Annotated in this window: 29 protein-coding genes; 16 read left to right on the top strand and 13 right to left on the bottom strand. The window is 66.7% G+C overall.

What is annotated here, in order from left to right; genetic code table 11:
- Window positions 1-3: 3 nt before the first annotated feature.
- Window positions 4-1,185 (top strand): cation:proton antiporter, encoded by a 1,182-nt coding sequence (locus AB4Z47_RS03960; protein WP_441947885.1) that lies wholly within the window; start codon window positions 4-6, stop codon window positions 1,183-1,185.
- Between the two features lie 67 nt (window positions 1,186-1,252).
- Here the strand turns inward: AB4Z47_RS03960 and AB4Z47_RS03955 are convergent, their stop codons facing one another.
- Together AB4Z47_RS03955 and AB4Z47_RS03950 are read right to left on the bottom strand one after the other, a co-directional pair.
- Entirely contained in the window at window positions 1,253-1,984 is a 732-nt protein-coding gene (locus AB4Z47_RS03955; protein WP_441947883.1) for a peptidylprolyl isomerase, read from the bottom strand.
- Between the two features lie 124 nt (window positions 1,985-2,108).
- Window positions 2,109-2,288: a hypothetical protein gene (locus AB4Z47_RS03950; RefSeq protein ID WP_441947881.1), complete on the bottom strand. Its 180-nt coding sequence runs from the start codon at window positions 2,286-2,288 to the stop codon at window positions 2,109-2,111.
- 79 nt (window positions 2,289-2,367) lie between these two features.
- Here AB4Z47_RS03950 and AB4Z47_RS03945 point away from each other — a divergent pair, with 79 nt between their 5' ends.
- From AB4Z47_RS03945 to AB4Z47_RS03935, 3 genes are read left to right on the top strand one after another with little or no spacing between them, the layout of a single operon-like run.
- Window positions 2,368-3,204 carry a nitrilase-related carbon-nitrogen hydrolase gene (locus tag AB4Z47_RS03945; protein WP_441947880.1) on the top strand — a complete coding sequence of 279 codons (837 nt, stop codon included), beginning with the start codon at window positions 2,368-2,370 and terminating at the stop codon, window positions 3,202-3,204.
- A 16-nt stretch (window positions 3,205-3,220) separates the two neighbouring features.
- On the top strand, window positions 3,221-4,642 hold the full coding sequence (hydA, locus tag AB4Z47_RS03940) for a dihydropyrimidinase (RefSeq protein ID WP_441947878.1): 1,422 nt from the start codon (window positions 3,221-3,223) through the stop codon (window positions 4,640-4,642).
- Between the two features lie 22 nt (window positions 4,643-4,664).
- Complete coding sequence (locus AB4Z47_RS03935) at window positions 4,665-5,702, top strand: TIGR03842 family LLM class F420-dependent oxidoreductase (protein WP_441947877.1); 1,038 nt, start codon at window positions 4,665-4,667, stop codon at window positions 5,700-5,702.
- A gap of 235 nt (window positions 5,703-5,937) precedes the next feature.
- On the opposite strand, the gene AB4Z47_RS03930 is transcribed toward AB4Z47_RS03935, so the two are convergent.
- From AB4Z47_RS03930 to AB4Z47_RS03910, 5 genes are all read right to left on the bottom strand, one after another.
- A complete protein-coding gene (locus AB4Z47_RS03930) occupies window positions 5,938-6,342 on the bottom strand; it encodes a hypothetical protein (protein ID WP_441947876.1) in 405 nt (134 codons plus the stop codon).
- Window positions 6,343-6,518: 176 nt separating this feature from the next.
- Window positions 6,519-6,902: a hypothetical protein gene (locus AB4Z47_RS03925; protein WP_441947874.1), complete on the bottom strand. Its 384-nt coding sequence runs from the start codon at window positions 6,900-6,902 to the stop codon at window positions 6,519-6,521.
- A 629-nt stretch (window positions 6,903-7,531) separates the two neighbouring features.
- Window positions 7,532-7,822, bottom strand: a complete 291-nt coding sequence (locus tag AB4Z47_RS03920) for a hypothetical protein (RefSeq protein WP_441947872.1) — start codon at window positions 7,820-7,822, stop codon at window positions 7,532-7,534.
- 804 nt (window positions 7,823-8,626) lie between these two features.
- Window positions 8,627-8,932 (bottom strand): hypothetical protein, encoded by a 306-nt coding sequence (locus AB4Z47_RS03915; RefSeq protein ID WP_441947870.1) that lies wholly within the window; start codon window positions 8,930-8,932, stop codon window positions 8,627-8,629.
- Window positions 8,933-9,552: 620 nt separating this feature from the next.
- Window positions 9,553-9,762 (bottom strand): hypothetical protein, encoded by a 210-nt coding sequence (locus AB4Z47_RS03910; RefSeq protein ID WP_441947868.1) that lies wholly within the window; start codon window positions 9,760-9,762, stop codon window positions 9,553-9,555.
- Window positions 9,763-9,937: 175 nt separating this feature from the next.
- On the opposite strand from AB4Z47_RS03910, the gene AB4Z47_RS03905 reads away from it, so the two are divergent.
- The gene (locus tag AB4Z47_RS03905; RefSeq protein ID WP_441947866.1) at window positions 9,938-11,257 is read left to right on the top strand and encodes an aspartate aminotransferase family protein; all 1,320 of its coding nucleotides are present in this window, start codon (window positions 9,938-9,940) and stop codon (window positions 11,255-11,257) included.
- A 7-nt stretch (window positions 11,258-11,264) separates the two neighbouring features.
- Here AB4Z47_RS03905 and AB4Z47_RS03900 read toward each other — a convergent pair whose 3' ends face one another.
- Window positions 11,265-11,768: a hypothetical protein gene (locus AB4Z47_RS03900; RefSeq protein ID WP_441947865.1), complete on the bottom strand. Its 504-nt coding sequence runs from the start codon at window positions 11,766-11,768 to the stop codon at window positions 11,265-11,267.
- A 180-nt stretch (window positions 11,769-11,948) separates the two neighbouring features.
- Between AB4Z47_RS03900 and AB4Z47_RS03895 the strand changes: the two genes are divergently transcribed.
- Entirely contained in the window at window positions 11,949-12,323 is a 375-nt protein-coding gene (locus tag AB4Z47_RS03895; RefSeq protein ID WP_441947863.1) for an arsenate reductase family protein, read from the top strand.
- A gap of 45 nt (window positions 12,324-12,368) precedes the next feature.
- Window positions 12,369-13,049, top strand: a complete 681-nt coding sequence (locus AB4Z47_RS03890) for a TIGR00266 family protein (protein WP_441947861.1) — start codon at window positions 12,369-12,371, stop codon at window positions 13,047-13,049.
- On the opposite strand, the gene AB4Z47_RS03885 is transcribed toward AB4Z47_RS03890, so the two are convergent.
- The 4 genes from AB4Z47_RS03885 to AB4Z47_RS03870 all read right to left on the bottom strand — a co-directional run bounded on the left by AB4Z47_RS03885 (window position 13,050) and on the right by AB4Z47_RS03870 (window position 16,869).
- On the bottom strand, window positions 13,050-13,655 hold the full coding sequence (locus AB4Z47_RS03885; RefSeq protein ID WP_441947860.1) for an NUDIX hydrolase: 606 nt from the start codon (window positions 13,653-13,655) through the stop codon (window positions 13,050-13,052). It lies immediately after the preceding gene.
- A 273-nt stretch (window positions 13,656-13,928) separates the two neighbouring features.
- A complete protein-coding gene (locus AB4Z47_RS03880) occupies window positions 13,929-14,711 on the bottom strand; it encodes a helix-turn-helix domain-containing protein (RefSeq protein WP_441947858.1) in 783 nt (260 codons plus the stop codon).
- 247 nt (window positions 14,712-14,958) lie between these two features.
- The gene (locus tag AB4Z47_RS03875) at window positions 14,959-15,246 is read right to left on the bottom strand and encodes a DUF427 domain-containing protein (protein WP_441947857.1); all 288 of its coding nucleotides are present in this window, start codon (window positions 15,244-15,246) and stop codon (window positions 14,959-14,961) included.
- Between the two features lie 297 nt (window positions 15,247-15,543).
- Entirely contained in the window at window positions 15,544-16,869 is a 1,326-nt protein-coding gene (locus AB4Z47_RS03870) for a DUF418 domain-containing protein (RefSeq protein WP_441947855.1), read from the bottom strand.
- A gap of 121 nt (window positions 16,870-16,990) precedes the next feature.
- Between AB4Z47_RS03870 and dop the strand changes: the two genes are divergently transcribed.
- The 5 genes from dop to pafA all read left to right on the top strand — a co-directional run bounded on the left by dop (window position 16,991) and on the right by pafA (window position 22,401).
- Window positions 16,991-18,490 (top strand): depupylase/deamidase Dop, encoded by a 1,500-nt coding sequence (gene dop / locus AB4Z47_RS03865; RefSeq protein WP_441947853.1) that lies wholly within the window; start codon window positions 16,991-16,993, stop codon window positions 18,488-18,490.
- A 495-nt stretch (window positions 18,491-18,985) separates the two neighbouring features.
- Window positions 18,986-19,180, top strand: coding sequence for a ubiquitin-like protein Pup (locus AB4Z47_RS03860; RefSeq protein ID WP_040790983.1), 195 nt, complete (start codon window positions 18,986-18,988; stop codon window positions 19,178-19,180).
- On the top strand, window positions 19,177-20,031 hold the full coding sequence (gene prcB, locus AB4Z47_RS03855; RefSeq protein WP_441947851.1) for a proteasome subunit beta: 855 nt from the start codon (window positions 19,177-19,179) through the stop codon (window positions 20,029-20,031). Before AB4Z47_RS03860 ends, prcB begins: the two co-directional genes overlap by 4 nt.
- A gap of 2 nt (window positions 20,032-20,033) precedes the next feature.
- The gene (prcA, locus tag AB4Z47_RS03850) at window positions 20,034-20,813 is read left to right on the top strand and encodes a proteasome subunit alpha (RefSeq protein WP_441947849.1); all 780 of its coding nucleotides are present in this window, start codon (window positions 20,034-20,036) and stop codon (window positions 20,811-20,813) included.
- Between the two features lie 229 nt (window positions 20,814-21,042).
- Window positions 21,043-22,401 (top strand): Pup--protein ligase, encoded by a 1,359-nt coding sequence (gene pafA, locus AB4Z47_RS03845; protein ID WP_441947847.1) that lies wholly within the window; start codon window positions 21,043-21,045, stop codon window positions 22,399-22,401.
- Window positions 22,402-22,852: 451 nt separating this feature from the next.
- Here pafA and AB4Z47_RS03840 read toward each other — a convergent pair whose 3' ends face one another.
- Window positions 22,853-23,149 (bottom strand): thiamine-binding protein, encoded by a 297-nt coding sequence (locus AB4Z47_RS03840; protein WP_441947845.1) that lies wholly within the window; start codon window positions 23,147-23,149, stop codon window positions 22,853-22,855.
- Window positions 23,150-23,237: 88 nt separating this feature from the next.
- On the opposite strand from AB4Z47_RS03840, the gene AB4Z47_RS03835 reads away from it, so the two are divergent.
- The 4 genes from AB4Z47_RS03835 to tatA all read left to right on the top strand — a co-directional run bounded on the left by AB4Z47_RS03835 (window position 23,238) and on the right by tatA (window position 26,881).
- Window positions 23,238-24,233, top strand: coding sequence for a helix-turn-helix transcriptional regulator (locus AB4Z47_RS03835; protein WP_441947843.1), 996 nt, complete (start codon window positions 23,238-23,240; stop codon window positions 24,231-24,233).
- A 150-nt stretch (window positions 24,234-24,383) separates the two neighbouring features.
- Complete coding sequence (locus tag AB4Z47_RS03830) at window positions 24,384-25,364, top strand: helix-turn-helix transcriptional regulator (protein ID WP_441947841.1); 981 nt, start codon at window positions 24,384-24,386, stop codon at window positions 25,362-25,364.
- 136 nt (window positions 25,365-25,500) lie between these two features.
- A complete protein-coding gene (locus tag AB4Z47_RS03825) occupies window positions 25,501-26,550 on the top strand; it encodes a 2-dehydropantoate 2-reductase (protein ID WP_441947839.1) in 1,050 nt (349 codons plus the stop codon).
- Window positions 26,551-26,614: 64 nt separating this feature from the next.
- The gene (gene tatA / locus AB4Z47_RS03820; protein WP_441947838.1) at window positions 26,615-26,881 is read left to right on the top strand and encodes a Sec-independent protein translocase subunit TatA; all 267 of its coding nucleotides are present in this window, start codon (window positions 26,615-26,617) and stop codon (window positions 26,879-26,881) included.
- The last annotated feature ends 98 nt before the right edge of the window (window positions 26,882-26,979 follow it).

The following is a 26,979-nucleotide window of genomic DNA, read 5'->3' as shown; positions in this document are numbered from 1 at the left end:
GGGATGGTTGCTCAGGAGACCGCGCTCGCGCTGATCCAGCTGGGCGCGGTATTTTTCGGCCTCGGCCTGCTCGGCCGGATCGCCGCACGCATCGGCATGTCGCCGATCCCGCTGTACCTGGTCGGCGGACTGGTGTTCGGCACAGGCGGCCTGGTCGAGTTGCGGCAGGTGGACGACTTCATCCACCTGGCCAGCGAAATCGGCGTCGTCCTTCTGCTGTTGCTGCTCGGCCTGGAATACAGCGCGCCGGAACTGGTGACCGGGCTGCGCCGATCGTGGGCCGCGGGCGTCGTCGACATCGTGCTCAATGCCACCCCCGGCGTGCTGGTCGCCTTCGCGCTCGGCTGGGGCCTCACCGGTGCCATCGCGATGGCCGGAGTCACCTATATCTCGTCCTCGGGCATCGTGGCGAAAGTGCTCAACGACCTGGGCAGGCTCGGCAACCGTGAAACACCGGTGGTCCTGTCCATCCTGGTTTTCGAAGACCTGGTGATGGCCGGCTATCTGCCCGTGCTCACGGCCGTGCTGGCCGGCGTCGGCTTCCTCGCCGGACTGAAGACGCTGGCCATCGCGCTGGTGGCGGTCACGGTCGTGCTCATCGTCGCGCTGCGCTACGGCCGCTACGTCTCCGCGATCGTCGACAGCGAGGACCGGGAGATCTTCCTGCTGAAGTTGCTCGGCTCCGCACTGCTGGTCGCAGGGGTCGCCTCCGCGGTGCAGGTGTCCGCTGCGGTGGGCGCCTTCCTGCTCGGCATCGCCATCTCGGACTCGACCGCGCACAACGCCACCAAGATCCTGGAGCCGCTGCGCGACCTGTTCGCCGCGCTGTTCTTCGTCCTGTTCGGTCTGAGCACCGATCCGGCGAGCATCCCGCCGGTGCTCGGCTGGGCTTGCCTGCTCGCGGTCGTCACGACGGCGAGCAAGGTCGCGACCGGATGGTGGGCGGCCACGCGGGCCGGTGCGGGCCGCTACGGCCGGGCGCGAGCAGGCACCGCACTGGTCGCCCACGGCGAGTTCTCGATCGTCATCGCGGGACTGGCGGTTTCCGCGGGCGCGGTCCCCGCCGAGTTCGCCGCACTGGCCACCACCTACGTGCTGCTGATGGCGATCCTCGGCCCGGTCGCCAGCCGCGTCGTCGAGCCGGTCCTCGCGCTGGTGTCGCGGCGCAGGGCCGGGGTGTCCTGACTCACGGGCCGTCGACAACTAGCGGTGGCGGCGCCGAATCGGCGCCGCCACCCGGTGTGTTGTGGACTCAATTGCGTACGGCGGTCACTGAATCGAGCACGACGTCCACGGCTGGCGCGCCGTCGCCCGAGCCGTCTTTGACGCCCGCCGCGGCGATGGACGCGAGCACGTCCAAGCCTGCGGTGACCCGACCGAACGGGGTGTAGTTCGGCGGGAGCTGGTTGTCCTGGTAGACGAGGAAGAACTGGCTGCCGTTGGTGTTCGGTCCCGCGTTCGCCATCGCGACCGTTCCCGCCGGATAGGTGGCGCCGGACAGGTTCTCGTCGGGGAAGCTGTAGCCGGGGCCGCCGGTGCCTGTCGCTGTCGGATCCCCGCACTGGAGCACGTAGATGCCCTCGGTGGTGATCCGGTGGCACTTCGTGTGGTCGTAGTACTGCTCATTGGCGAGGAACACGAACGAGTTGACCGTGTGCGGCGCGCGGGCAGCGTCCAGCGCGATCGTCACGGTGCCGCAGGTGGTCGCCAATGTCGCCGTGTATCCGGCGTTGGCGTCGATCGTCACGGCGGGCTCGACGGTCCACTGCTTGCCATTCGGTTGACCGGCGGCCGGCGCATTGCAGCCGGCGGGCGCCTTCTCCCGCGCGGTTCCCGGATTTGCTGAGACACCGCCCGCAACCGATACCGCCAGCGTTGCGCCGACGGCAAGGACACCGAGAATTCGCAGCGTCCGCCACGGTACGTCGAATCGTCCTCCGCGCCGACCGCCGCCGAGTTGCCGCGCCTGCACTTCGCTGCTCACGCTGGAAATCTCCTTCATTTGGGTTGCGCACCGGACGATGCGACGCGAATCATTCCATCTCGCTTCGCCTGGCGTGGCCGTACGGCCCGATTTCCCTGCCGCGCGGTACGGTACGGACGTGTTTTCAGGCCCGGCGCATGCGGCGGTAGGTCGCGGCGGCCGCGAGTTCGGTCGCGAGCCGGTCGATATCGGCATCGGTGACGGCGGCGATGGTGAGGCGCAGGTGGTCGGCGCTCGGATGATCGCCGACCGCGAAGGGACCACCGGGTGCCGCTTTGATGCCCGCGGCGGCGAGGGAGATCATGGCCGCGTTTACGGCTACGAAACTGTTTCCGCAGCGTTGTAACACAACCGAATCAGTTTTCGGTGGAGTATAACAAAGCATGGGAATCGTTCGAGCGGCGCTTGTCCAGACGAACTGGACCGGCGACAAAGAGTCCATGATCAAAGCGCACGAGGACTACGCACGTCAGGCCGCCGCGCAGGGTGCACAGGTGGTCTGCTTCCAGGAGCTGTTCTACGGCCCGTACTTCTGTCAGCTGCAGGACGCGAAGTTCTACTACTACGCCGAATCGGTGCCGGGGCCGACGACGGAGCGCTTCGCCGCGCTGGCACGGGAATTGGGCCTGGTGATGGTCCTACCGGTGTACGAGCAAGAGCAGCCCGGTCTGCTGTACAACACGGCGGCGGTGATCGACGCCGATGGCAGCTACCTCGGCAAGTACCGCAAGCACCATATCCCGCACGTCAACGGATTCTGGGAGAAGTTCTACTTCCGGCCGGGCAACCTGGGCTGGCCGGTGTTCGACACGGCGGTCGGCAAGGTCGGCGTCTATATCTGCTACGACCGGCATTTCCCGGAGGGGTGGCGCGCGCTGGGCCTGGCGGGCGCCGAGATCGTGTTCAACCCCTCCGCCACCTCGCGTGGCTTGTCCGGCTACCTCTGGAAGCTGGAACAGCCCGCGTCCGCGGTCGCCAACGAGTACTTCATCGGCGCCATCAACCGCGTCGGTGTCGAGGAGTACGGCGACGACGACTTCTACGGCACCAGCTACTTCGTCGACCCGGAGGGCAAGTTCGTCGGCGACGTCGCCTCCGACACCGACCCCGAGTTGGTGATCCGGGACCTGAACATGGACCTGATCAAGGTGGTGCGCGATCGCTGGGCCTTCTACCGCGACCGCCGCCCCGACGCCTATGGGCCGCTAGTGGCCCCCTGAGACAGGGGAGACCGACATGACGCGCACCTTCATCCACGGCGGCACGGTGGTCTCGGCCACCGGATCGCAACCGCTCGACGTACTGGTCGACGGCGAGACCATCGTCGCCGTCCTGCAACCCGGCGCCACCGCGCTCGGCGCGGACCTCACGGAATCGGCCGAGATCGTGATCGACGCGACCGGCAAATACGTGATCCCCGGTGGCGTGGACGGCCACACCCACATGCAGATGCCCTTCGGCGGCACCGAGGCATCCGACACCTTCGAAACCGGTACCCGTGCCGCCGCCTGGGGCGGGACGACCACGATCATCGATTTCGTCGTCCAGAAACCGGGGGAGCGGCTGCAGGACACGCTCGGCGCCTGGCATCAGAAGGCGGCGGGACAGTGCGCGGTCGACTACGGCTTCCATCAGATCATCGGTGAGGTCAACGACGAATCCTTGAAGGGGATGAGCGAATTGGTGGCCGAAGGGGTCACCAGCTTCAAACTCTTCATGGCCTACCCCGGTGTCTTCTACTCCACCGACGGCCAGATCCTCCGGGCCATGCAGTCCGCCGGTGACCTCGGGGCGCTGCTCATGATGCACGCTGAGAACGGGATCGCTATCGACGTACTGGTCGAACAGGCGGTCGCGCGCGGGGACACCGCTCCGTACTTCCACGGCACGACGAGGCCGTGGCAGATGGAGGAGGAGGCCACCCACCGCGCGATCATGCTGGCCCACCTGACCGGTGCGCCACTGTACGTCGTGCACGTCTCGGCCGAGCAGGCGCTCGCGCAGATCGCCGCCGCGCGCGGCAACGGCCAGAACGTGTTCGGCGAGACCTGCCCGCAGTATCTGTACCTGTCGCTCGAAGAGCAGTTGGGCGCACCGGGTTTCGAGGGCGCCAAGTGGGTGTGCTCGACGCCGCTGCGGTCCAGGGCCGAAGGACATCAGGACGAGTTGTGGCGCTACCTGCGCACCGGCGACGTCACCACCGTCAGCACCGACCACTGCCCGTTCTGTATGAAAGACCAGAAAGAGATGGGCCTCGGCGATTTCAGCAAGATCCCCAACGGGATCGGCGGCGTCGAGCACCGGATGGACCTGATGTTCCAGGGCGTCAAGGCCGGCCGGATCTCGCTGGAACGCTGGGTCGACGTCTGCTGCACCACGCCGGCTCGGATGTTCGGGATGTACCCGCACAAGGGCGTGATCAGCCCTGGCGCGGATGCCGACATCGTGCTCTACGACCCCAACGGTCACACCAGCATCGGACTCGGCAAGACCCACCACATGAACATGGACTACTCGGCCTACGAGGGCTTCGAGATCGACGGTCATGTCGACACGGTGCTGTCCCGCGGCCGGGTGATCGTCGACGACGGCAGGTACCTCGGCAGCGCGGGGCAAGGCCGGTTCGTCAAACGTCAACTGTCGCAGAATCTTCTCTGATCCTCGAAACGGAGAGTGCCGCATGGACATCGGCGTGGTGCTGCAATGCACTCCCCCTGCCGCGCGGGTGATCGAACTGGCCAGACTGGCGGAGACGCACGGGTTCTCGCACGTCTGGACCTTCGACTCGCATCTGCTCTGGCAAGAGCCCTATGTCATCCACAGCCAGATCCTGGCCGCCACCCGCAAGGTCGTCGTCGGTCCGATGGTGACCAACCCGGCCACTCGGGACTGGACGGTGACCGCGTCGATCTTCGCCACGCTGAACGACATGTTCGGCAACCGCACCGTGTGCGGTATCGGCCGCGGTGACTCGGCCGTACGGACGCTGGGCGGCAAGCCGACCACGCTGGCCACACTGCGGGAATCGGTCGAGGTGATTCGGGAACTCGGCAACGGCCGCAGCGCGCGGGTGGGCGACACCGTCGTCCGCTTCCCCTGGGCGGCCGACTCACGGCTGGAGGTGTGGGTGGCCGGGTACGGTCCCCGCGCCCTCGATCTGACCGGCGAGGTGGCCGACGGGTTCATCCTCCAACTGGCCGACCCGGACATCACGGCGTGGACCATAGCCCGGGTGCGGGCGGCGGCTGAACGGGTGGGCCGCGACCCGGCGTCGATCCGGATCTGCGTCGCGGCGCCCGCGTACATCACCGACGGATCGGATTCGGCGCTGTCGCACGCCCGGGAGCAGTGCCGATGGTTCGGCGGAATGGTCGGCAACCACGTCGCCGACATCGTCGCGAAGTACGGGTCGGGCAGCGACATCCCGGCCGCGCTCACCGAATACATCGCGGGCAGGCAGGGGTACGACTACAACCAGCACGGGCGTGCGGGCAATACGCACGCGGAGTTCGTGCCCGACGCCATTGTGGACCGCTTCTGCCTGCTCGGCACACCTGACGACCAGCTGGCCCGGCTGCGCGAGCTGGAGAAGCTCGGCGTCCACCAGTTCGCGGTCTACCTCCAGCACGACGCGAAGACCGCGACGCTGGATGCGTACGGCGAATCGGTGCTGCCGCGCCTGGCCCATCCGGTGAACGCTACCGAGATGGTCGGATGAGCAGGTGGTCAGCCGCGGTGGTGCAGGATGTGAAGCTGGTGCAGCAGCAGTTCGATACGCTCGGCGCCAGCCACCAGCAGTGGCAGCTCAACGAGGTGAACGAGCTCATCTGACTTTCGCCGGGAGGTGTCGGCCTGCTCGACAAAGACGCCTGGGACCGGACGGCGCGAATCGCCGAGGAAGCCAGGAATCACCAGGGTGCCATCGTCCTGAAACACGAGCCGGATGCCGGGGCCTACACCGACGAATACGTCACCGAGGCGCTCGACTCGTTGAAGTCCGACGGGACCGACGTCACCGGAGCGGGCTTCGCGCCGAATCCGGGGTGCGGAAGGTCGCGATCGAAGCAGTACTGGGCAAGAGCGAGCGTGAACGCTGCGTGGGGGATGGCGCGAGCGCCTTTACCATGCGCCGGCCGCAGTTGATCGTTGGCGACGACGTCTTGTTCGGAGGTGTCGTAGCGAATGCTCTCGGGGTCGGGGAACCGCCAAGCCTTCAATCGCCAGGCCAGGACAGCGGAGAACTGTCGCTGGGCTCGAAGACTGATTCCGGTGCCGACGGCAGCAGTTGCCGAGGCAGACTCGTCGGCGACCACCTGTTTCAGCTTCTCCAGCGAAGTGACCTGGTCGTAGCGCCCCAAGTAACATTCGATGCTCGACCGTTTGCCGATCAGCTCACGTAGGTCACGGTTGCGATCTTCGAGTGCGTAGTCCAGCTCTGCCAGCTGTCGGCGGTGGCCGTCGAGTTCGCCCAGCGTGGTCGTGAGCTCGGTCTGCGCCGTGGAGCTTCGCTCAGTGACCTCGGCCGCAGCTTGTGTCAGGGCGTGCCCAGCGCAGTTGCGGGGACGCCGTAGGGCAGGAACCGCACGCGACGGCGTTCGTCGGTATTGTCGCGATGCGCACGCAACGCCTCGAGCTCGCTCGGAAAAACCTGCTCGACCCGGGCCTCGCCGACGTCGTCGATGCTGTAGATGACCCACACCCCACTGCCGGTCTCGCCGGTGGTCTCGCCCTCCGGCTTCGGCGGCCGCGTACGCTCCGGCTGAACAAACTGACCGAGCAGCGACACCAGTGTACTCACGCTTGCGCGATCGATGTACTCGCCGGCCTTTCCGAGGAGGTCGCGGAATTCGATCTCCACCTCCCGTAACGCGCGTTCGAAATCTTCCGGATCGATCCCGAAAGGCCTGTCGGGTGCCATCACATTGCTCCTGGAGACGAATTCGGCATTACGCCTTCAGTGTCCTCGCCCAACCCCGACTTCGCCACGCTCGACGATGATCATGGCCCGACGTGGCGAACTCGTCTACCGGATCGGCAGATGCGTAGTCCGGCTACCGACCTGTCCGGGGTCTGATCAGCGCTGGGGCTCGCCAAATGCGGTGTCGGCAGGTACGCCCAGGGGGCTCCGGGCAGCGCTCGCGCTGCCCGACAAGTCCTGATGGCACCCGGGTCCGTACCTAGTCAACCGTGCAGGCGGTCGGCGCGGCAGGCTCCGCTGAGCGGGTCGCGCGTCCCGCGGTACTCCCGCCACGACGGGTTGCGTATCGAACTCCCCGGAAATTTCGTGCCGTCCGGCGGTTCTTCGAACGGCACGAAACTCGGTTTTCAAGGAAGCGTCGGACGCACAGCGCGGAGAGCTATCTCGTTGGCGGACAAACGAGATCGTCAGAGTTCACCTGCCGTAGCAACTCGACGCGGCGAATGACCGATTTGATTCTGGCAAATTTACTGCAATAGCACGTACTTGCCGATGCGCAGCGCAGCGGCACAAAAGAAATCCGGCCCCGAGGGGCGACACGGACGAAGTGGTGATCTACCGAGACCGAATCAGGAGGCGGGCTTGGACTGGGACAGGTCCCTGACGCCGGTGATCGCATCGAGGATGTTGACGATGGCGGAGGTGCCGCCGTCGAGGGCCGAGCTGCCGGAGTCGAGCATGGCGGAGCCGGAGGAAGATCCGGCCGAACCCGAGGATGAGCCGCCGTCGGCCGAACCCGAGCCCAGACCTGCGGAGCCGGTGGCGGCGGAGTTGGCGGCGGAGGCCACCGCGACCGGGCCGAAGAACAGGGCGGCGGCGGAGCCGGTGGCGGCGGCTGCACAGACCTTGCGAGAGAACATGTACGGAGCTTCCTTTCACAGATGGATAGCGACGCCATTACGGCGCATACATCACAAATGTTATGAATAAGAAATCTGCAAATCCACTTCTTTTACTGTGTCAATAATCACCGTTAACAATTGGCAAACAGTAAATTTTGCCGAGGTTACGCAATTTGATCTTCATCCCGCATGCGAATTCGATGATCAAATTCGGTTGATTTCTTCGACGGTGTCGCGTATCGGCGTGCGGCGCACCCGATCTCGTAGCGAACCTTCGATCCCGGCACGGCTCGACCTCGGGCCGACAACGCGCTCGGGGCCCGCAGGCATGGCGGCGATCCGGCGTTACCCGGCGAGGTTCAGGCAGCCGTGTAAGACGTTGGTGTTGCCTTGGGCGCAATCATGGCGACCGGACGCCTCGACCGAATTTTTGAACGAGCGTCGGATGGCGGTATCCGCTGCCAGGCATCCGTAAGGACTGGCCCGACCGGGTTCGGGGAGTTGTTTTGTGGGGCGGATTTCCAGCATCACATGTCGGGCCGACCGAGTGGTGCTTCAGCTGACTGCAACTGGCTCCGACCTGACGCTCACTCGGCAATTTCAGCAGCTCAGGTCCGGCTTCGGCGGCTCGGTGCTTGCTGGCCGCATCTCGACCTCGTCGCCCCCCGTCCGTGTTGGCGGATCAGCCGAGCGGGGCCGCCCAGATCGGCGCGCTCGGCATCTGCAGAAGCTGTTGTATATCGGCCGTACGATACTCGCCGATTCTTGCGTTGCATGTGGCACGGCGACTTGTTGACGAGCCGTGCCCCACCCGAGATGTCATCACTTGTAGACGACGGCGCGAGCTTGTCGTGGCCCCGATTGTTCACATACGCAGTTCGATTCGGCGATCTGACTGGGTATTTCGGACTTCACACCTGATTGCGTCGGGTAAATTCTTTCGCACCATTGCTCGTGCAACGCTCTCCAGTCTTCGGCAGCCGCGCGGATCCACTGCATTTTGAGCGCTGCCGCTGCCAAGGCGGGTTTCTCCCGCTCGACTTCGTTCTCCCCGTGTGCGGCCCGGTCGACGAGTTCGGCCCACCGCTCGAAATCCTGACGTAGTGCGTTCTCGACCTTCTTGTGCATTGCCGGCTCCTTGGTGATCTTCTCTCTGAATCTTCACTTCTGGATGGCGCGCTCGGCACGCCGGAGGTTGGACTCGCCTATCGCGAGCATTGGTTCGGATCCCGGAGAATTGGCGCGGTGGCTGGTACGGGTTCGCCGATAGCCTCGAATGCGAGATCGACCACCATGAGTCGCTGCTCGTCCACCGCCGGGTTCCGTCTCGCTATCATGTAGCCGACCCCGGGGGCCTCAATATCCTCGAATGCGATGATGCCGAGGGAAAGCTTTCAGATCGCGAGTCGGTTGCCGTATTCGGCTCACCGACTCGCGGGCACCTTGTCAGACGTGCGGTCGTCGCAACCGGGTGTCCACAGGTGCTCTCTACCTTCCCAGCCTGAGCTTTTGATATCAACTTGGTCACAGTTTACGCACAAACGGTTAACTATGCATAGGGCGAGGATGGGAGTTGCGGCGAAAAGCAGCAGGTCCGCCCTCGTCTGGCCGCTCCGTCCAGGGAGTTTGCTGGCGAATGTGATGTATATCACATTTGCGCCGGTTGACGGCGTATGCTGCGTCTGATCTGAGACAGTGGGCTTGATGTAGGTGGCGCGAACCCGTGATCTGGAAGTCGTTGCGTACGCTCAGCAATCGGAATGGTCCGATTTATCGCCGTGACCGCACCCATGCGCTGATTTCGATACCACGGCAAGCGGTATCGAATTGATGTCCCAGCCCCGTGAGGCGGTCAGCTCACGGTCCATGATCTGTCCATGCGTATCGCCCGGACGCAACGAGTACCTGGCCGCGTCCGGGCGATGGCGACGCATCGAGGCGAGCGGCAGTTCGATCATGTCTCGTGCCGTGGCTCCGGGATGCGTGACGGCCTGGCCGAGGCCTTCGAACCTGTGTGGAATCACCGGCGGGACAGTTCTTGTCAGAGACCGCGCCTCCGGCCGCGCAGGAGTCGCAATCGGGCTATTGTGCCGATGTGCTGTTCTATCCAGCTTCGAAGGGGGAATTCGCCCCATGATCGGGTCAGATCACGTCTTCTATCCGTGGAGCGCCCAAGCCGAGCTGAACCCGGTGCCGATCACCGGGGCGTCCGGCTCGTACTTCTGGGACGCCGCCGGCAAACGCTACCTCGACTTCTCCTCCCAGCTCGTCAATGTCAACATCGGCCATCAGCATCCCGACCTCGTCGCCGCGATCGTGGCGCAGGCACAGCTACTCACCACCATCTCGCCGACTGTCGGGAACGAGGCGCGCAGCGAGCTGGCACGCCTGATCGTCGAACGGGCGCCCGGCGAGCTGAACCGGATCCTGTTCACCACCGGCGGCGCGGAAGCCGTCGAGCATGCTGTGCGCCTGGCTCGCAGCTACACCGGGCGCACGAAAATGCTTGCAGCGTACCGCTCTTACCACGGCGGCACCGGTGTCGCGATCGGCCTGACCGGTGAACCGCGCCGTTGGGGCGCGGAGCCGACCAACGTCGACGTGGTGCGGTTCTTCGGACCGTATCCCTACCGTTCGCCTTGGGGCACCGCGACTCCCGAGGAGGAGACCGCCGCCGCGCTGGCCCATCTGCGGCAGGTGATCGAACTGGAGGGCCCGCAACACATCGCGGGTCTGATCTTGGAGACGGTGGTCGGCACCAACGGTGTGCTAGTGCCGCCCCCAGGGTATCTCGCGGGGGTGCGCGCCTTATGCGACGAATTCGGCATCGTCTACATCGCCGACGAGGTGATGGTCGGGTTCGGTCGGGTGGGCGAGTGGTTCGCGGTGCAGGCGTTCGGCGTCGCGCCGGATCTGATCACGTTCGCCAAGGGCGTGAACTCCGGTTACGTCCCGCTCGGCGGGGTGCTCATGGCGGAAAGGATCGCCCAGCGGTATGACCACACGGTGTACCCGGGTGGTCTCACCTACGCCGGACATCCACTGGCCTGCGCCGCGGGCGTCGCCTCGATCGGGGTGTTCGAGCGGGACGGCATCCTGGACCATGTGCGCTCGGTAGGCGCCGACGTGCTCGGAAAAGGTTTGCGGGAGTTGGCGGCCCGGCATCCGAGCGTCGGCGAGGTGCGCGGTCTCGGCTTCTTCTGGGCGCTGGAACTGGTGCGCGACCCATACACCCGGCAGCCGCTGGTCCCGTTCGCCGCGGCGGGCGCGGCAGCCGAACCGATGGCCGCGGTCACCGCGGCGGCCAAGGAACGCGGGCTGTGGCCGTTCAACGCGGGCAACCGTTTCCAGATCGCACCGCCGCTCACCACGACGGCGGACGAGCTGCGGGCCGGCCTGGAAATCGTCGACGAGGTGCTGGACGTGGCCGACGGCTACGTCCAGGCGGACTGACCCGGTTTCAGTGCGGCGTCAGCTCGACCACGACGCCGCCCAGCTGCCAGGTCTGATAGATGTCGGCTTTCGACGGCGAACCGTCAGCGGCACGGCCGATGCCGTTGAACTTCGCGTTCTGCCGGTTGTCCCGCGCGATGATCTCGAAGAGCCGCAGCACGTCGGCCTCGGCGGTGTGGACCACCGGGTCGAATGTGCGTGGCCTCCCGCCGAACGATGCCTGCACCGGGGCGCCTGCGAGCAAGTTCTTGACCCAGGGGTGCTGGGCCGTGCCGATGAGCAGTGTCTCCCCCTGCTTCGTGTAGGCCAGTGGCACGTCATAGACGATGCCCGACTTGCGCCCGACAACGTGCAAGATCATCAGCCTTTTGCCGACGACGCCGGAGATTCCCGGGACACGGAGCAGCGTCCGCACGACCCCGTTCACCACCCTCTGATACGACGGAACGGGTTCGGGGCCGGACGTGGTCGGTGTGCCGTAAGGGTATTCGGACAGGGGTTCCTCGCTCATGACTGCGCCTCGCCAGCGCTCGGCTCCGCCATGACCGAGAACTCGGGTGTGTTCGTTGTTCGCTCGCTCATGACTCCATTATCGAACGGCGCTGTCGGGTACGCGGCGCGCTGGCCGAGACTCGCCAGCGCGGTGACCGACTGCCGTCGTGCCGGTGGCCGCCCTCGGTACGCTGCGTGCATGACCTCCCGGCAGACACAGATCTGGCACAACCCGCGGTGCACCAAGAGCCGCAACGCGACCGCGTTCCTCGACGAGGAGGGCATCGAGTACTCGGTGCGCAAATACCTCGACGAGCCGCCGACCGCTGCCGAACTGCGTGACGTGCTGCGGCGGCTCGGCGCCGAACCGTGGGACATCACCCGGATCGGCGAGCAGATCGCCGAGGATCTGGGTATGGCGAGCTGGGGGCGCAGCGCCGCGGACCGGGACCGGTGGATCGAGGCGCTGGCCGAACACCCGAAGCTGATCCAACGGCCCATCGTGCTGACCGCGGACGGTGGCGCCGTCGTCGCGCGGGACGACGCCGCGCTCGGGGTGATCCCTCGGCCCTGATCCGGCCGACGGTCCCGTGGGAATCAGGCGGTAGGGTCGGCGGGCATGAAGGTACAACTGCGCCACAACCCCGCCTCGACCATCGCGCGGTGCTTCCTAGCGGGTGGCGAGCCGATGCGCGTCGAGAGCGGTGCCATGGTCGCCCATTCGGCGGGAGTCACGTTGCAGGCCAAGGCCGAAGGCGGCATCTTGGCCGGATTGAAGCGGTCGGTGCTGGCCGGCGAGTCGTTCTTCGTCTCGACGTTCACCGCGCCGTCGCAGGGCGGCTGGGTCGATGTCGCGCCCGCGCTGCCGGGCGACATGCTGAATCTTCAGATCAGTCCGGATCGCCCGTTCTTCATCAGCCGCGGCGGCTGGATCGCCAACTCACACGGCGTGCAGGTGGAGAGCAAGTGGGGCGGTTTCGCGAACCTGTTCGGTGGCGAGGGCGGGTTCGGCCTTCGCGCGCACGGCGAGGGGGAGATCGTCGTCGGCGTGTTCGGCGCGATCGATGTCATCGATCTGCAACCGGGCGAGCCGATCACCATCGACACCGGCCACGTGGTGGCCTATGACCTGGCGATGAATTTCACTATCCGCCGCGCAGTTTCGGGCCGGTCGATCCAGTCGCTGAAGTCGGGCGAGGGATTCGTATTCGACTTCACCGGTCCCGGCCGGGTACTGCTGCAAACCCGAAACCCCGGCGCGTTCGCAGCGTGGGCCGGTTCGGTGACCTCGTCGAGCTGATCATCGCGGCGGCCCGCCGGCGTCCTTCGGCCGGTGGGCCGTTCCGGTCAGTATGTCCGGGATCAGCAAGCGGGTGTCCGGGACGAACGGCCAGTCCGGGTCGGCAAGGTGCGCGCGCAGTTCGGCATCGGTGCACCACCAGCCGTCGGCGATCTCCTCGGGCTGGTGCCGGATCGGTCCCGCGTAGCGCACTTCGTACGCGAACAGGTGGCAACGCATGGGCCTGCCCTGCCAGTCGCCGTCCCAGGAGACGCTCGCCAGCGGCTGCGGGGCGGCATCGTGCAGGCCGAGCACGATGCCCAATTCCTCGGCGAGTTCGCGGATGGCGGTGTCGCGCGGAGTCTCGCCCGGCTCGACCACGCCGCCCGCGAGGCAGTCGTGCATGCCCGCGAAGACCATCTTGGTGTCGGTGCGGCGGTGCACGTAGATCCGGTCGCCGTCCCGCGACCGCAACAGCACACCGGCGCTGGCATGCCACAGTCCGTCGCGGTAGACCGTGGCCCGGGTCGCGGCGCCGACCGGTTCGCCCGCCGGGTCGTAGACCGCGATCAGCTCGGAGCCCGGTGCGTCGGCGTCCGGTGACTCACGGCGAGGCGGAATCGGCACGGGTCGAGGGTAACGTCAACACCGCACGCCACCTCGAGAGAGGATCGCTCCGACGATGCTTCCGAATCGGCGAATTTCAACTGGCATGTCACCAACCCGACCGCGTGCCTCGTCGCTAGCCGGGCGCGCGGCTTCGGCATCGTGCGGCACACGGGCCGCACACAGCTCAGGTCCGGTCGCGCGAATCGAGCACCACCTGAGTGCCCGGCATGCAGCGCCCGCCGGCGCAGCCCTGGTCGTCGGGGCGAAGGGGGCTGATCCGGCAAGATTCGGCTACTCGCCGATATCACGGTCGGCTGTACCGATCAGGGCGGAAGGTGGTAGCCCGAAGGTGCGCCTGCAGGTCCGGGTCAGGTACGCGGTATCGGAGAAGCCCGCGGCGTGCGCGGCCGCGGCGAGGTCGTCGCCAGCCATCACCCGGGTTGTCGCGATGTGCAGACGCAGCCAGAGAATATAGCGGCGCAACGGGATTCCGACCTGCTCGACGAACAGTTGCGTCAGTCGTGTCGTCGAAACACCCAGCTGGCGTGCGATGTCCGAGCCACGCACCGAGCCCTCTCGGACCAGTGCGGGCAGCAGGTGCAGCGCCGCGGTCACGACGGCGTTCCGCTCGACCGTGCCGGTCTCGCCGCCCTGACGCAGCAGATCATCGACGACGGCGGTGACATGCTCGGTCAAATCGCCGTGATCAGGGTCGATTCCGACTATGTCGGCCCAGCCGTGCAGGTGCGCTCTGCGGTCGGCGGCGGCACCGGCGGCGGTCTCCGGGTCGAGGTAGACGGCAGTGCCGTGTGCGGCGCCGACATCGATCCGATGCGGCGCGTCGGTGGGAACGATCACGTGGGTGCCGTGCAGGCGGGTACCGCTTCCATCCACCACCACTATCGGGCTACAGGCCGCGACGATCTGCACCGCGTGATGGGCGTGTAACTCTGTCGAGCCGATCGCGCCTTCGAGGGCCAGGATTCCGGGTCGTAGTAGCGCGGTACCCGCCCGTGGCGCGGCGGCCCGGGCGTCTGTCGACGTCGAGAAGTCGTTGATGACCAGAGCCTTCATCGGATGCCCCCGGCTGACGCACTCTCGCTGGATCCTCCGACGAGCGTAGCCTTTTCGATGCCGCGACCGTCGCACTTTGCCGATCGCCGCTGATACCGGGACGATCACCGCGGCCAGGATCCGCCAGGTCGATGCCGATGCGGTTTCGCGCCGGGCCCCGGCGCTCCGAGCGCTCGGACGCGCGCCTGTGTCGAAAGGCGGCCCACACGCACCTCGGGACCGTCATTCGACTCCGGTCGGGAGGGCGTCAGTTGTCGGTGACGTCGACACCGCGCCAGAAGGCGACGTAGTTTTTGATCTGGGCTGCTTCGGGTTTCGGGTCGGGGTAGTACCAGGCGGAGTCCGGGTTGGATTCACCGTCGACCACCACCGTGTAGTAGCTCGCGGTGCCCTTCCAGGGGCAGACCGTGTTGGTGTCGGAGGGCTGGAAGAACTCGGAGTGCACCGAGTCCGGGGGGAAGTAGTGGTTGCCTTCGACGACGAGGGTGTCGTCGCTGGTCGCGAGGACGCGGCCGTGCCAGGTTGCCGTTGCCATACCCCGATTCTGCCCCAGCAGCGGGAATGGTGGGCGGGCCTAGCGGCAGATTCGGGTGCCGAGGCCGAGCGAGACGCATAGTGCTCGCACAGATCGCCAGGTGTCCGCCGGGTGCTTGGTCCGTTCACAGCCGCAGTCGCCTCCGCGTGCTGCCCGCGCGGGAGGTCGTCGACCGCGTCTACCCCCACAACGCCGCCCTGTGGGACGTCTGGTCGGCACACACTGCGAGGCGCCGCCGTAACGCCGGTATCTCCGGAGCGCAAGCCGCCACGTCGGCAGTCCGATGGCCCGGCGTGTTCAGCGAGGATTCGAGCTCGGATTCGGCGGTCTTCGGTCGTCGTACCGGGCTTCAATCCGCTCCTGGTCGCGCTCTCGACCGCCGTTGTCGAGGATGCGTGCGAGCCGATCGGTGTCACGAGCGGGCGAGCGCCCGGTAGCGGCGTTCCACAGCCATTCGATCGGGCCGCGCTCGAAGCGGCGTAACCACAGGTGCGCACCGATGACGATGATCAGCGACACAGCAAGGTAGACCCCGACGGTGAACGGAACACGGTAGCAGGAGGACACGTGGGCGGCGAGTCCGAAACCCCAGCCGTAGCACAGGATCGACGCCACCAGGTTCTGCAGGATATAGCAGCTGAGCGCGGTGCGGCCGACCTCGGCGAAACGACGGCCGACAAACCCGACCCGAGGACGGCGCACGTAGAACTCGGCGACCGCCGACAGAATGCCGAGGGCGACGAACGGAGCGGTGCCGTAGCGGGTGAACAAGATCAGGTCGCCGCCGCCCGCGATGCCGACAGCCAGATCGATCGGCGCGGCGATCCCGAACCCGACGATCATGAGCCGCCTCCGAATTGTCGTGCCCTCCGGTCGGAACACGCCCGCGTGGAACAGCCGGACGCCGACCAGGAACAGTGCGACCGACATGGCGAACACGAAGACCGCCTCGGCGCGGAACAGCTCCGCGTTCGCCAGTCGAAAGAGCACGAGATCCCAGCATGAGCCGTCCGCGTAAGGGTTCGGGTCCAGCGGCTCGCGCAGTGTCGAATCCTGTTGCGGTGCAAGCGCTATAGCGAATCCGATCAGCATGAGCATGGCCAGATGAATGCCCGCCGCGACGACAAGCCAGCGCCGTTGCGCTCGTTCTCCCGTGGCGAGCACGAAGGCGACGACGAGGCCGGTCACCGCGTAACCCATCAGCACGTCGAATTCGGCCACCAACACGAAGTTCAGCAGACCGTCCAGAAACAGTAGGCCGGCGCGCCACGGATAGCTGCCCGGCCAGGAGCGGCCGGCCCTGGTCGCCGAGCGTTGCTGGATGGCGAGTCCGATGCCGAACATGATGGTGAGCAACCCGAGGAACTTGCCCTGTGTCAGCTGCTGGAGCACCCGTTCGGTCCACATCCATCCACCGGCCGACTCGCCCAGCTCGTGCAGGTACCCGACCAGGCCCTCCGGGTTGGTGAGGATCCAGATGTTGGTGCCCAGTGTGCCGAGTATCGCGATCCCGCGCAGCACGTCCAGCGCGACCAATCGGGTGGGTGCGGGCGGCGTTGTCGGTTCCGGCACGCGGTGCGGCCCCCGGGTATCCGCGCCGAGCTCGGCGATAGATTCGGTCATGTACCGACTATCGCGTCGACCTGCGCGGGAGGGGTCCTCCGGAAGTACCACCTGCGGTATGACATTTGGACTCCGCCGGTCGCGACGGGTGCGGCCGGGTGCGTCGCCTAGGCTCGACACCATGCAGCGCATCATCGGAATCGAGGTCGAGTACGGCATCTCGACCCCTACCGAGCCGTCGGCCAACCCGATCCTCACCTCCACGCAGGCGGTTCTCGCGTACGCCGCGGCCGAGGGTGTGCCGCGGGCGAAGCGCACCCGCTGGGACTACGAGGTGGAGTCGCCGCTGCGTGACGCGCGCGGATTCGACCTGAGCCGGATGAATGGGCCCGCGCCTGTGATCGACGCCGATGAGGTCGGCGCGGCCAACATGATTCTCACCAATGGCGCCCGTCTCTACGTCGACCACGCTCACCCCGAATACTCCGCGCCCGAGGTCACCGACCCCTTGGACGCGGTCATCTGGGACAAGGCGGGCGAGCGGGTGATGGAGGCCGCCGCACGGCACGCCTCGAGCGTGCCGGGAGCCCCGCGCCTGCAGCTGTACAAGAACAATGTCGACGGTAAGGGCGCCTCTTACGGCACCCACGAGAACTATCTGATGAGCCGCGACACCCCGTTCAACCAAATCATCGTGGGGCTGACCCCGTTCTTCGTGTCCCGCCAGGTGATTTGCGGCTCCGGCCGGGTCGGCATCGGCCAGTCCGGCGACCATGCGGGTTTCCAGCTGTCCCAACGCTCCGACTACATCGAGGTCGAGGTCGGCCTGGAGACCACGCTCAAGCGCGGCATCATCAACACTCGCGACGAACCGCACGCCGACGCGGACAAGTACCGCAGGCTGCACGTCATCATCGGCGATGCCAACCTGGCCGAGATGTCGACCTACCTCAAGGTCGGCACCACCGCCTTGGTCCTCGACCTGATCGAGGCGGGGGAGGACTTGTCCGACCTGCAGCTGGCCCGCCCGGTCACCGCGGTGCACGCGATCAGCCACGATCCGACCCTGCGGGCCACCGTCGCGCTCGCCGACGGCCGCGAGCTCACCGGTCTCGCGCTGCAACGCGTCTATCTGGATCGGGTGGTCGAGTTCGTGGACCGCGCGGGCAACGACGACAAGCGCGTCCAGGACATCATCGAGAACTGGGCCATGGTGCTCGACCTGCTGGAGCGCGACCCGATGGAGTGCGCGAGCTTGCTCGACTGGCCCGCCAAGCTGCGCCTGCTCGAGGGCATGCGCAGCCGGGAGGGCCTGGGCTGGGCGGCCCCCAAGCTGCACCTGATGGACCTGCAGTACTCCGACGTGCGCCTGGACAAGGGCCTCTACAACCGCCTGGTCGCGCGCGGCTCGATGAAGCGGTTGATCAACGAGCAGCAAGTCTTGGACGCCATGACCAATCCGCCCACCGACACGCGCGCGTACTTCCGCGGCGAATGCCTGCGCCGTTTCGGCGCCGATATCGCCGCGGCGAGCTGGGATTCGGTGATCTTCGATCTGGGCGGGGACTCGCTGGTCCGCATCCCCACTCTCGAGCCGCGCCGCGGCACCAAAGCGCACGTCGGGAAGCTGCTCGACGGCGTCGACACCGCCGCCGACCTGGTCGAACAGCTCACCACGTAGGGCGCCGTTCTCAGAGTGCCCGCTGCACCGCGACCCAGGCAATGTTCGATCTCGCCTCCCCGAAGTCGGGTTTGCAGCCGAGTCGCTGGTGCGAGTTGTGCGGTCGGTCGTTCGTCGCGGTGACTAAGAAACCGGTCCGGCCGATCGACCCAGCGTGCCTGTGGCCCGATGGTTGCGTCCTGACGAAGCCACATCGGCCCCACTCCTGTTTTCGAGCGCAGCGAGACCGAGCATTACCCGTTCGCGGCCCGGCTCGCGTCCGAGCGGCCGGCGCGTTCGCGACGAAGTCGCCAGCGGCGGCCGCTCGGACGCGAGCCAAAAGGGGGCCGCGAACACGCCGCGCGGCAGGCGCGGCCATAAACACAGCGCGTCGCAAATTAGACACAGTGTTGGTGTCGCTGGGTAGTGTTGAAGGACGAGCACGGACATTGCTCATGATCGGAGCCGTGCTCAGATGGGCTCCGGTCATGATGAGGACAGAGGAGGTCGGCTGCCATGGCACAAGAGCAGACCAAGCGCGCCGGGGGCGGCGACGAGGACGAGGGCCCGGATGGTGTCGACGCCGCGGGTCAGGAGCGCCGCGAAAAGCTGGCGGAGGATACCGACGACCTGCTCGACGAAATTGATGACGTACTCGAGGAGAACGCCGAAGACTTCGTTCGTGCGTACGTCCAGAAAGGCGGCCAGTGACAGTAGGTGACCCCTCGCGTCTCCACTTGGGGTACGCCCTCTCTTCCTTCTCCGAATACTTGCGCGCGCATGCTCCGGACCTGTTGCCTTCCAGCAGATTCGGACAGGGTGCCGCCGGAATTTCCGGCGGCACTTCCGCGAAGGACATCGCTCCGCACGGCACGACCATCGTCGCGGTCAGCTACCGCGGCGGTGTGCTGATTGCCGGTGACCGGCGTGCCACGCAAGGGAACCTGCTGGCCAGCCGGGACATCGAGAAGGTCTACATCACCGACAGCTACTCCGCGGCCGGCATCGCCGGTACCGCAGGGATGGCCGTGGAACTGGTGCGGATCTTCGCGGTGGAGCTGGAGCACTACGAGAAACTCGAGGGCGTGCCGCTGACCTTCGACGGCAAGGCGAACAAGCTGTCGAAGATGGTGCGAGAGAATTTGCCCGCGGCCCTGCAGGGTCTTGCGGTGGTGCCGATGTTGGTCGGCTACGAACTCGATGCCGCCGATCCGGACAAGGCGGGCCGCATCGTGTCGTTCGATGTGGTGGGTGGACGCAGTGAGGAGCGGTTCGGCTATGCCGCGGTCGGTTCCGGCTCGGTGTTCGCGAAGTCCGCGCTGAAGAAGTTGTACGCCAAGGGAATCGATCAGGATCGTGCGCTGCGCATCGCTGTCGAGTCGCTGTTCGACGCGGCTGACGACGATACCGCGACGGGTGGTCCGGATCTGCTGCGCGGCATCTTCCCGACGGCGATTGTTGTCGATGACGAGGGCGCGGTCGAGGTGACCGAGTCGCGGCTGGCGGAGATCACCCGCGGGATCATCGCCGACCGTGAGGCCGCCGAAGAAGGGAGCGCCTGAGTATGACACTGCCGTACTACGCATCGGCCGAGCAGATCATGCGCGACAAGACCGAGCTCGCGCGAAAGGGCATCGGTCGGGGTCGCAGTGTCGTAGTGCTGGCCTACGACAAGGGTGTGCTGTTCGTCGCGGAGAATCCGTCCGCGACGCTGCACAAGGTGAGTGAGCTCTATGACCGGGTCGGGTTCGCCGCGGTCGGCAAGTACAACGAGTTCGAGAACCTGCGCAGGGGCGGCATCCTGCAGGCCGACATCCGCGGTTACCAGTACGACCGCCGCGATGTCACCGGCCGCGCCCTGGCCAACGCGTACGCGCAGACTCTGGGTTCGATCTTCACCGACCAGCTCAAGCCGTACGAGGTGGAGATCTGCGTGGCCGAGGTAGGCTATCCGGAACAGGCCGCGCGGTCGGTGCTGTACCGGATCACCTTCGACGGTTCGATCGTGGACGAGCGCGAGTTCGTGGTGATGGGCGGCACGACCGAGCCGATCGTCACAGCGCTGAAGGCCTCCTACAAGTCGGGTCTCGACCTGGCCTCCGCGGTCGGTGTCGCGGTGCGCGCGCTGCAGGCCGGCGTGCCGGAGGGCACCGAGAAGGAGAAGCGGGTGCTGGGCGTGAACTCGCTCGAGGTGGCCACGCTGGAGCAGGCCCGGCCGCGCCGGGCGTTCCGGCGGGTCACCAACACCGCGCTGGAGCGGTTGCTGAGCCCGGCGAAGGCGGCAGATGAGCCGGAGTCGAAGGACGAGGAATCCCCTGCGGAGGTCGCTCCGAAGTCGGAGTGAAGCGCCGGGCGGCCGAGTTCCACGGCCCGTGAACGATGCATCGACGGAGCCTCGTTCGCGGGCCGTTCCGTCGCGTCCCGGTTCCGGATCCGGGTGTGCATTCTTCGGTGCAAGCACGGGGTCAACCGTGCGAATTCCGACAAAGCGGGCCAAATCGTTGCGAAGACGTATGCATCCGGGTTGTTCGCTGAACCACGCAAGTCCATGACATGGCTGTAATGTCGATAGTGTGCAGCGACGAATCATGGGGATCGAGACCGAGTTCGGTGTGACATGCACCTTCCACGGTCACCGTCGACTGTCCCCCGACGAGGTGGCCCGGTATCTGTTCCGCCGGGTGGTGTCCTGGGGCCGTAGCTCGAACGTGTTCCTTCGCAACGGTGCTCGGCTCTACCTCGATGTCGGGTCGCACCCGGAGTACGCGACCGCGGAATGCGACAACCTGGCGCAGTTGGTGACCCACGACCGAGCAGGCGAGCGGGTCCTCGAAGAGTTGCTGATCGACGCCGAGCAGCGTCTGGCCGAAGAAGGTATCGGCGGCGACATCTATCTGTTCAAGAACAACACCGACTCCGCAGGCAACTCCTACGGCTGCCACGAGAACTTCCTCGTGGTCCGCGCGGGCGAGTTCTCCCGGATCTCGGACGTGCTGCTGCCGTTCCTGGTAACCCGCCAGCTGATCTGCGGAGCGGGCAAGGTGCTGCAGACGCCGAAGGCCGCCACCTTCTGCCTCTCGCAGCGCGCCGAGCACATTTGGGAGGGCGTCTCCTCGGCGACCACCCGCTCGCGCCCGATCATCAACACTCGCGACGAGCCGCACGCGGACGCGGAGAAGTACCGCCGCCTGCACGTAATCGTTGGCGACTCCAACATGTCCGAGACCACCACCATGCTCAAGGTCGGCACGGCCGCGCTGGTGCTGGAGATGATCGAGGCGGGCGTCTCCTTCCGCGATTTCGCCCTGGACAACCCGATCCGCGCGATCCGCGAGGTCAGTCACGACCTGACAGGCCGCCGCCCGGTGCGCCTGGCCGGCGGCCGGCAGGCCAGCGCCCTGGAGATCCAGCGCGAGTACTACGCCCGCGCGGTGGAGCATCTGCGCAACCGCGACCGCGATCCCCAGATAGATCAGGTGGTCGACCTGTGGGGCCGAACCCTGGACGCGGTGGAGGCACAGGACTTCGCCAAGGTCGACACCGAGATCGACTGGGTGATCAAACGCAAGCTGTTTCAGCGTTATCAGGACCGCTACGGCATGGAGCTGTCCGATCCGAAGATCGCTCAGCTGGATCTGGCCTACCACGACATCAAGCGCGGACGCGGCGTCTTCGACCTGCTGCAGCGCAAGGGCTTGGCCAAGCGGGTCACCGAGGACGAGGCCGTGGACGCCGCAGTGGACACCCCGCCGCAGACCACAAGGGCCAAGCTGCGCGGTGACTTCATCACCGCCGCTCAGGAGGCGGGCCGCGACTTCACTGTCGACTGGGTGCACCTGAAGCTGAACGACCAGGCGCAGCGCACTGTGCTGTGCAAGGATCCGTTCCGCTCGGTCGACGAGCGCGTGGATCGCCTCATCGCGTCGATGTGAGAGCTGTGTTGGATTTGCCGCGCCTCCGCGCGGCGTGTTCGCGGCCCTCTCTTGGCTCGCGTCCGAGCGACCGAGACCAGCGCCCGCGGCGCATGCGCTTCGGTCGCTCGGATGCGAGCCGGGCCGCGAACGGTGCTCGTAAGACTCGCACTCGACGGGGTTGAGAGTGTGATCACGGTCGGTTTGTGTGTTCGTCCAGGACCCATGCCTGGTCCATGCGGGCGCTGCCGTGATCTTGGTCTACATCGGCGTCGTGGCTATCGCGAGGGCGCCGAGTCCGCGTTGCGCGAGGTCTTGACCAGTGTCTACGTTCGGGCTGTCGTCGGCATCCGACACTCTTGCGGCATTCATCCGCCGCAACATCGCCGGAGTTCGTGTGGCGGACGGTGGGGTCTGTGTTCTGCCAGCGGGCGGCGAGTTCGTGATCGGGTCGGCGGTCCGGCGGCGGACACTAGTTCTCCGACAGGTACCGCTCGACCTTGTCGATTTTTGCAGTCATAGCATCCGTGATGCCCGGCCGGATGTCGGCCTTCAGCACCAGGCTGCACCGTGGCGCGACCGCGAGGATCGCGTCGGTTGCCTGCTTCACCACGCCCATCACCTCGTCCCATTCGCCCTCCACCGTGGTGAACATGGCATCGGTGCGATTGGGCAGTCCGCTGGCGCGTACCACGCGGACCGCTTCAGCGACGGCTCGCCCGACGTCCACGCCGGTGCCGAGCGGAGTTACGGAGAAAGCGATGATCATGCCTTGATGATGCCCGTCCGCACGCTGTGACCGACTGAATTGCGCGCCGCCGCGCGGTGTCGGCGCGGCGCCGATTACCCTCTATCGGGTGGCGATATCCAAGGTCGAGCGGCTGATGAATCTGGTCATCGCGCTGCTGTCGACCCGGCAGTTCCTGACCGCGGAGCGGATTCGGGACAGTGTCGCGGGATACGAGGACTCCGCCAGCGACGAGGCGTTCAGCCGGATGTTCGAGCGGGACAAGAACGAACTGCGCGATCTGGGCATACCGCTCGAGGTCGGACCGGTGAGCCGGTATTCGACGATCGAGGGCTACCGGATCAACCGGGACGCCTACGAACTGCCCGATATCGACCTGACCGACGAGGAGGCCGCCGCCGTCGCGGTGGCCGTGCAGATGTGGGAATCGCCCGAGCTCGCCGCAGCCGCGGAGGGCGCGCTGCTCAAACTGCGCGCGGCGGGTATCCACGTGGAGACCGACGCCGCGGTGGCGTCGGTGCCCGCCGTCCCGGCTCGCACCCGCGGCTCGGAACCGGTGCTCGGCAAGCTGCTCGCCGCGATCGATGCTGGCCAGGCCGTTCGATTCGAGCACCGCGGCGCGATCAACGCCCCCTACTTGATGCGCGACGTCGAACCGTGGGGCGTGGTCACCCACCACGGCCGTTGGTATCTCGTCGGGCACGACCGGGATCGGGATGCGGTGCGCAGCTTCCGGCTGTCCCGGATCGGCGACGACGTGACCGCCTGTGGCCCGCGCAATGCGGTCCGTAAGCCGGATGGTGTCGATCTGCGCGCGATCGTCGACCAGGTCACCAGCACGGCGCCGGTCAGCGGCTCGGCCACGGTGTGGGTCGCCGACGGGCGCGGACAGGAGATCCGCAGGCTCGGACAGGTCATCGGCGAGCGCAGCCTCGGAAGTCGCACGGGCGCCGTCGTGCAGCTGCCGGTCCGCTCCCGCGACTGGCTGGCCCGGCTCATCACCGGTCTCGGGCCGGATGCGGTGGTACTCGCGCCCGAGGCGCTCAGGACCGATGTCATCGCCAGGCTGCGCTCGGTCTTCGACCACACGGAGGTTCGGGCATGAGCGAGCGTAGCGAGCGAACATTGGGTACAGCCGAGCGCCGCTCGGTCGGGCTGGAGCCGAGCGTCAGCGTGGCGGAGGCATGAGCGAGCGTAGCGAGCGAGCATTGGGTGCAGCCGAGTGCGAACTCGGCACGATGTGCGAGGTGGCGTGGTGAGTTCGAGGCTCTCGGTGCGCCTTTCGCGGCTGCTCAATATGATCCCGTATTTCATCGCGCACCCCGGCATCAGCGCCGCGGAGGCCGCCGCCGACCTGGGTGTGACCACCAAACAGTTGATGAGCGACCTGAATCAGCTGTGGATGTGCGGGCTGCCCGGGTACGGCCCCGGCGACCTGATCGACCTGTCGTTCTCCGAGGAGAGCGTCGAGGTCACCTTCTCCGCGGGCATCGACCGGCCGTTGCGGCTGACCTCCACCGAGGCGACCGCACTGCTGGTCGCGCTGCGCTCGATCGTGGACATGCCCGGTATGGTCGACCCGACCGCCGCGCACGCTGCCATAGCCAAGATCGAATCGGCCATCGCGGGCGGGTCCGCGCACGCAGCCGAGGCCGACGAGTCTCGTACGCCGCCGCGGGAGGCGCCCGGCGTGGCCACCGTGCGGTCGGCGCTGGCGCGCGGGCGCGCGCTGCGCCTGGTGTACTACTCCGCCAGCCGCGATGTGGTGTCCGAACGGGTGGTCGACCCCATTCGCATCGTCCTCGTGGACAACAACAGCTATCTGCAGGCATGGTGCAGACAGGCCGAAGGAGTGCGGCTGTTCCGTTTCGACCGAATCGAGGACGCGACGGCGCTGGACGAGCCCGCGCGGGCGCCCGAACATGCCACCGAGGCGGCGGCCGGGCTCGACCTGTTCCAGGACGATCCGGCGGTTCCCTTGGCGCGCTTGCGCATTCACGCTCACTACGCTTGGGTACTCGATCAGTACCCGATGCACCGGCTCGCGGTGCATCCCGACGGCAGCCTGGAGGCGACCATGCGGTTCGCCACGCTGGACTGGATGGCACGCCTGTTGCTCGGCTTCGGCGCGGGCGTCACCGTCCTCGGTCCGCCGGAACTGGTCGCTGCGGTGCGAGAGCGCTCGAACGCCGCCCTGGCCGCCTACGAGGAAGCCGGAGACCTGGAGGCCCGATGAGGGGACAACCGACAGCGCCGTATCGAGCCGACGGGTGGCCCAATGTCCGCGGAGGCTCGATGAGGAGCAGGTCGTCCGGCGTCTCGTCGCCGCACCGGGTGCGGGTGTCCCGTCGGACGCGAGGGGCTGAATCGGCGTGAAGGGTCGCGTGCTCGTGATCGGCGCGGGCAGTATCGGTACGTTCGTCGGTGGCAAGCTGGGAGTAGCCGGGGCGCAGGTCACGCTGGTCGGCCGCAGGCGGATGCTCGACGAGATCACCGCTTCAGGGCTGCGGCTCACCGATCTGGACGGTGCCGACGACGCCCTGGCAGCCGACCGGTTCCATGTCGCCACCGAACCGGAGGACGCAGGATCGGCGGATCTGGTGCTGGTCACGGTCAAATCGGCGGCGACCGCGGAGGCGGTGCGCGGGCTCCGCGACGAGATCCGGCCGGGCACCGTGGTGCTGAGCCTGCAGAACGGCATCGGCAACGACTCGGTGATCCGGGAATTGCTACCGCACTGCGTGGTCCTGGCGGGCATGGTGATGTTCAACGTCGTGCACCATCCCGACGGCCACTTCCACCGCGGCACCGAGGGTGGGCTCGCGGTGCAGGACGACCCGGCACTCGCTCCGTTCCTCGATGTCTTCGAGCAGGCGGGACTCGGGTTGCGCCGCTACCCGGACCTGCGCCCGGTCCAGTGGGCGAAGCTGCTGCTCAATCTCAACAACCCGATCAACGCGCTGTCCGGGCGCCCGCTGCGCGAGGAACTCGCCGACCGCGACTTCCGCCGCTGCCTCGCGCTGGCGCAGCGCGAAGCGCTCACGGCGATGAGCGGGGCGCGAATTCGCCCTGCCCGGTTGACCCCGCTGCCGCCGCGGGTGATGGTCGCGCTGCTGACCGTCCCCGACCGCCTGTTCCAGCGCGTGTTCGGGCAGGTGCTCGCCATCGATCCGACGGCGCGATCATCCATGGCGGACGATCTGGAACTCGGCCGCAAAACCGAAATCTCCTGGCTGTGCGGTGAAATCGTCGGGTTGGGTGCGATGGTCGGGGTACCGACGCCGGTGAACCAGCGGCTGATCGAACTGATCGTCGCCGCCGAACACGGCGATCGGCGCAGCTGGACCGGCAGTGAACTGCTCACTCAACTGCGCGCCGCCGCGGCGAGCGGCCCGGTCGAATCCCCGGGAAACGAGCAGTGACGGCGGCGTTCGCGCACGTCACGGTCCGGTAGCATCGAGACATCACAGTCTTGGGAGGTAAATTATGGGCAGTCTGAGCATCTGGCACTGGCTGATCATTGCGGTGGTTTTCGTGATGTTCTTCGGCGCGAAACGGATGCCTGACGCGGCCCGCAGCCTGGGCCGATCATTGCGCATCTTCAAGAGCGAGGTCAGCCAGATGCAGAGCGAGAGCAACACGTCGAACGCCACCGCGTCGACGCAGGAGCCCGCGCAGCAGCAGCAGCTGCCGCCCGCGCAGCCGGTGGCGCCGTCGGTCACCGAGCCCCGTACCGAGCAGAAGTCGGTCTGAGCGGAAACGTTCGTGCCGGGGTGAGGAAGAGCTCACTCCGGACATAGCGCTGTTGCCGAGCTGAGCGAGGCACGTCAAACCAGGGGCGATCACCAACC

This window comes from Nocardia sp. 2TAF39, assembly GCF_052114905.1.
Lineage (GTDB): Bacteria > Actinomycetota > Actinomycetes > Mycobacteriales > Mycobacteriaceae > Nocardia.
This window is presented reverse-complemented; position numbering and strand designations above follow the sequence as displayed.

Bases quoted from the DNA above. Each gene is read 5' to 3' on its own strand.
- prcA (WP_441947849.1), top strand. From the start codon at position 20,034: ATGACACTGCCGTACTACGCATCGGCCGAGCAGATCATGCGCGACAAG.
- AB4Z47_RS03925 (WP_441947874.1), bottom strand. From the start codon at position 6,902: ATGGCACCCGACAGGCCTTTCGGGATCGATCCGGAAGATTTCGAACGC.
- dop (WP_441947853.1), top strand. From the start codon at position 16,991: ATGCAGCGCATCATCGGAATCGAGGTCGAGTACGGCATCTCGACCCCT.
- AB4Z47_RS03905 (WP_441947866.1), top strand. From the start codon at position 9,938: ATGATCGGGTCAGATCACGTCTTCTATCCGTGGAGCGCCCAAGCCGAG.
- AB4Z47_RS03960 (WP_441947885.1), top strand. From the start codon at position 4: ATGGTTGCTCAGGAGACCGCGCTCGCGCTGATCCAGCTGGGCGCGGTA.
- AB4Z47_RS03920 (WP_441947872.1), bottom strand. From the start codon at position 7,822: ATGTTCTCTCGCAAGGTCTGTGCAGCCGCCGCCACCGGCTCCGCCGCC.
- hydA (WP_441947878.1), top strand. From the start codon at position 3,221: ATGACGCGCACCTTCATCCACGGCGGCACGGTGGTCTCGGCCACCGGA.
- AB4Z47_RS03860 (WP_040790983.1), top strand. From the start codon at position 18,986: ATGGCACAAGAGCAGACCAAGCGCGCCGGGGGCGGCGACGAGGACGAG.
- AB4Z47_RS03945 (WP_441947880.1), top strand. From the start codon at position 2,368: ATGGGAATCGTTCGAGCGGCGCTTGTCCAGACGAACTGGACCGGCGAC.
- AB4Z47_RS03890 (WP_441947861.1), top strand. From the start codon at position 12,369: ATGAAGGTACAACTGCGCCACAACCCCGCCTCGACCATCGCGCGGTGC.
- AB4Z47_RS03895 (WP_441947863.1), top strand. From the start codon at position 11,949: ATGACCTCCCGGCAGACACAGATCTGGCACAACCCGCGGTGCACCAAG.
- AB4Z47_RS03880 (WP_441947858.1), bottom strand. From the start codon at position 14,711: ATGAAGGCTCTGGTCATCAACGACTTCTCGACGTCGACAGACGCCCGG.
- AB4Z47_RS03900 (WP_441947865.1), bottom strand. From the start codon at position 11,768: ATGAGCGAGGAACCCCTGTCCGAATACCCTTACGGCACACCGACCACG.
- AB4Z47_RS03875 (WP_441947857.1), bottom strand. From the start codon at position 15,246: ATGGCAACGGCAACCTGGCACGGCCGCGTCCTCGCGACCAGCGACGAC.
- tatA (WP_441947838.1), top strand. From the start codon at position 26,615: ATGGGCAGTCTGAGCATCTGGCACTGGCTGATCATTGCGGTGGTTTTC.
- AB4Z47_RS03950 (WP_441947881.1), bottom strand. From the start codon at position 2,288: ATGATCTCCCTCGCCGCCGCGGGCATCAAAGCGGCACCCGGTGGTCCC.
- AB4Z47_RS03840 (WP_441947845.1), bottom strand. From the start codon at position 23,149: ATGATCATCGCTTTCTCCGTAACTCCGCTCGGCACCGGCGTGGACGTC.
- AB4Z47_RS03870 (WP_441947855.1), bottom strand. From the start codon at position 16,869: ATGACCGAATCTATCGCCGAGCTCGGCGCGGATACCCGGGGGCCGCAC.
- AB4Z47_RS03935 (WP_441947877.1), top strand. From the start codon at position 4,665: ATGGACATCGGCGTGGTGCTGCAATGCACTCCCCCTGCCGCGCGGGTG.
- AB4Z47_RS03910 (WP_441947868.1), bottom strand. From the start codon at position 9,762: ATGATCGAACTGCCGCTCGCCTCGATGCGTCGCCATCGCCCGGACGCG.
- AB4Z47_RS03915 (WP_441947870.1), bottom strand. From the start codon at position 8,932: ATGCACAAGAAGGTCGAGAACGCACTACGTCAGGATTTCGAGCGGTGG.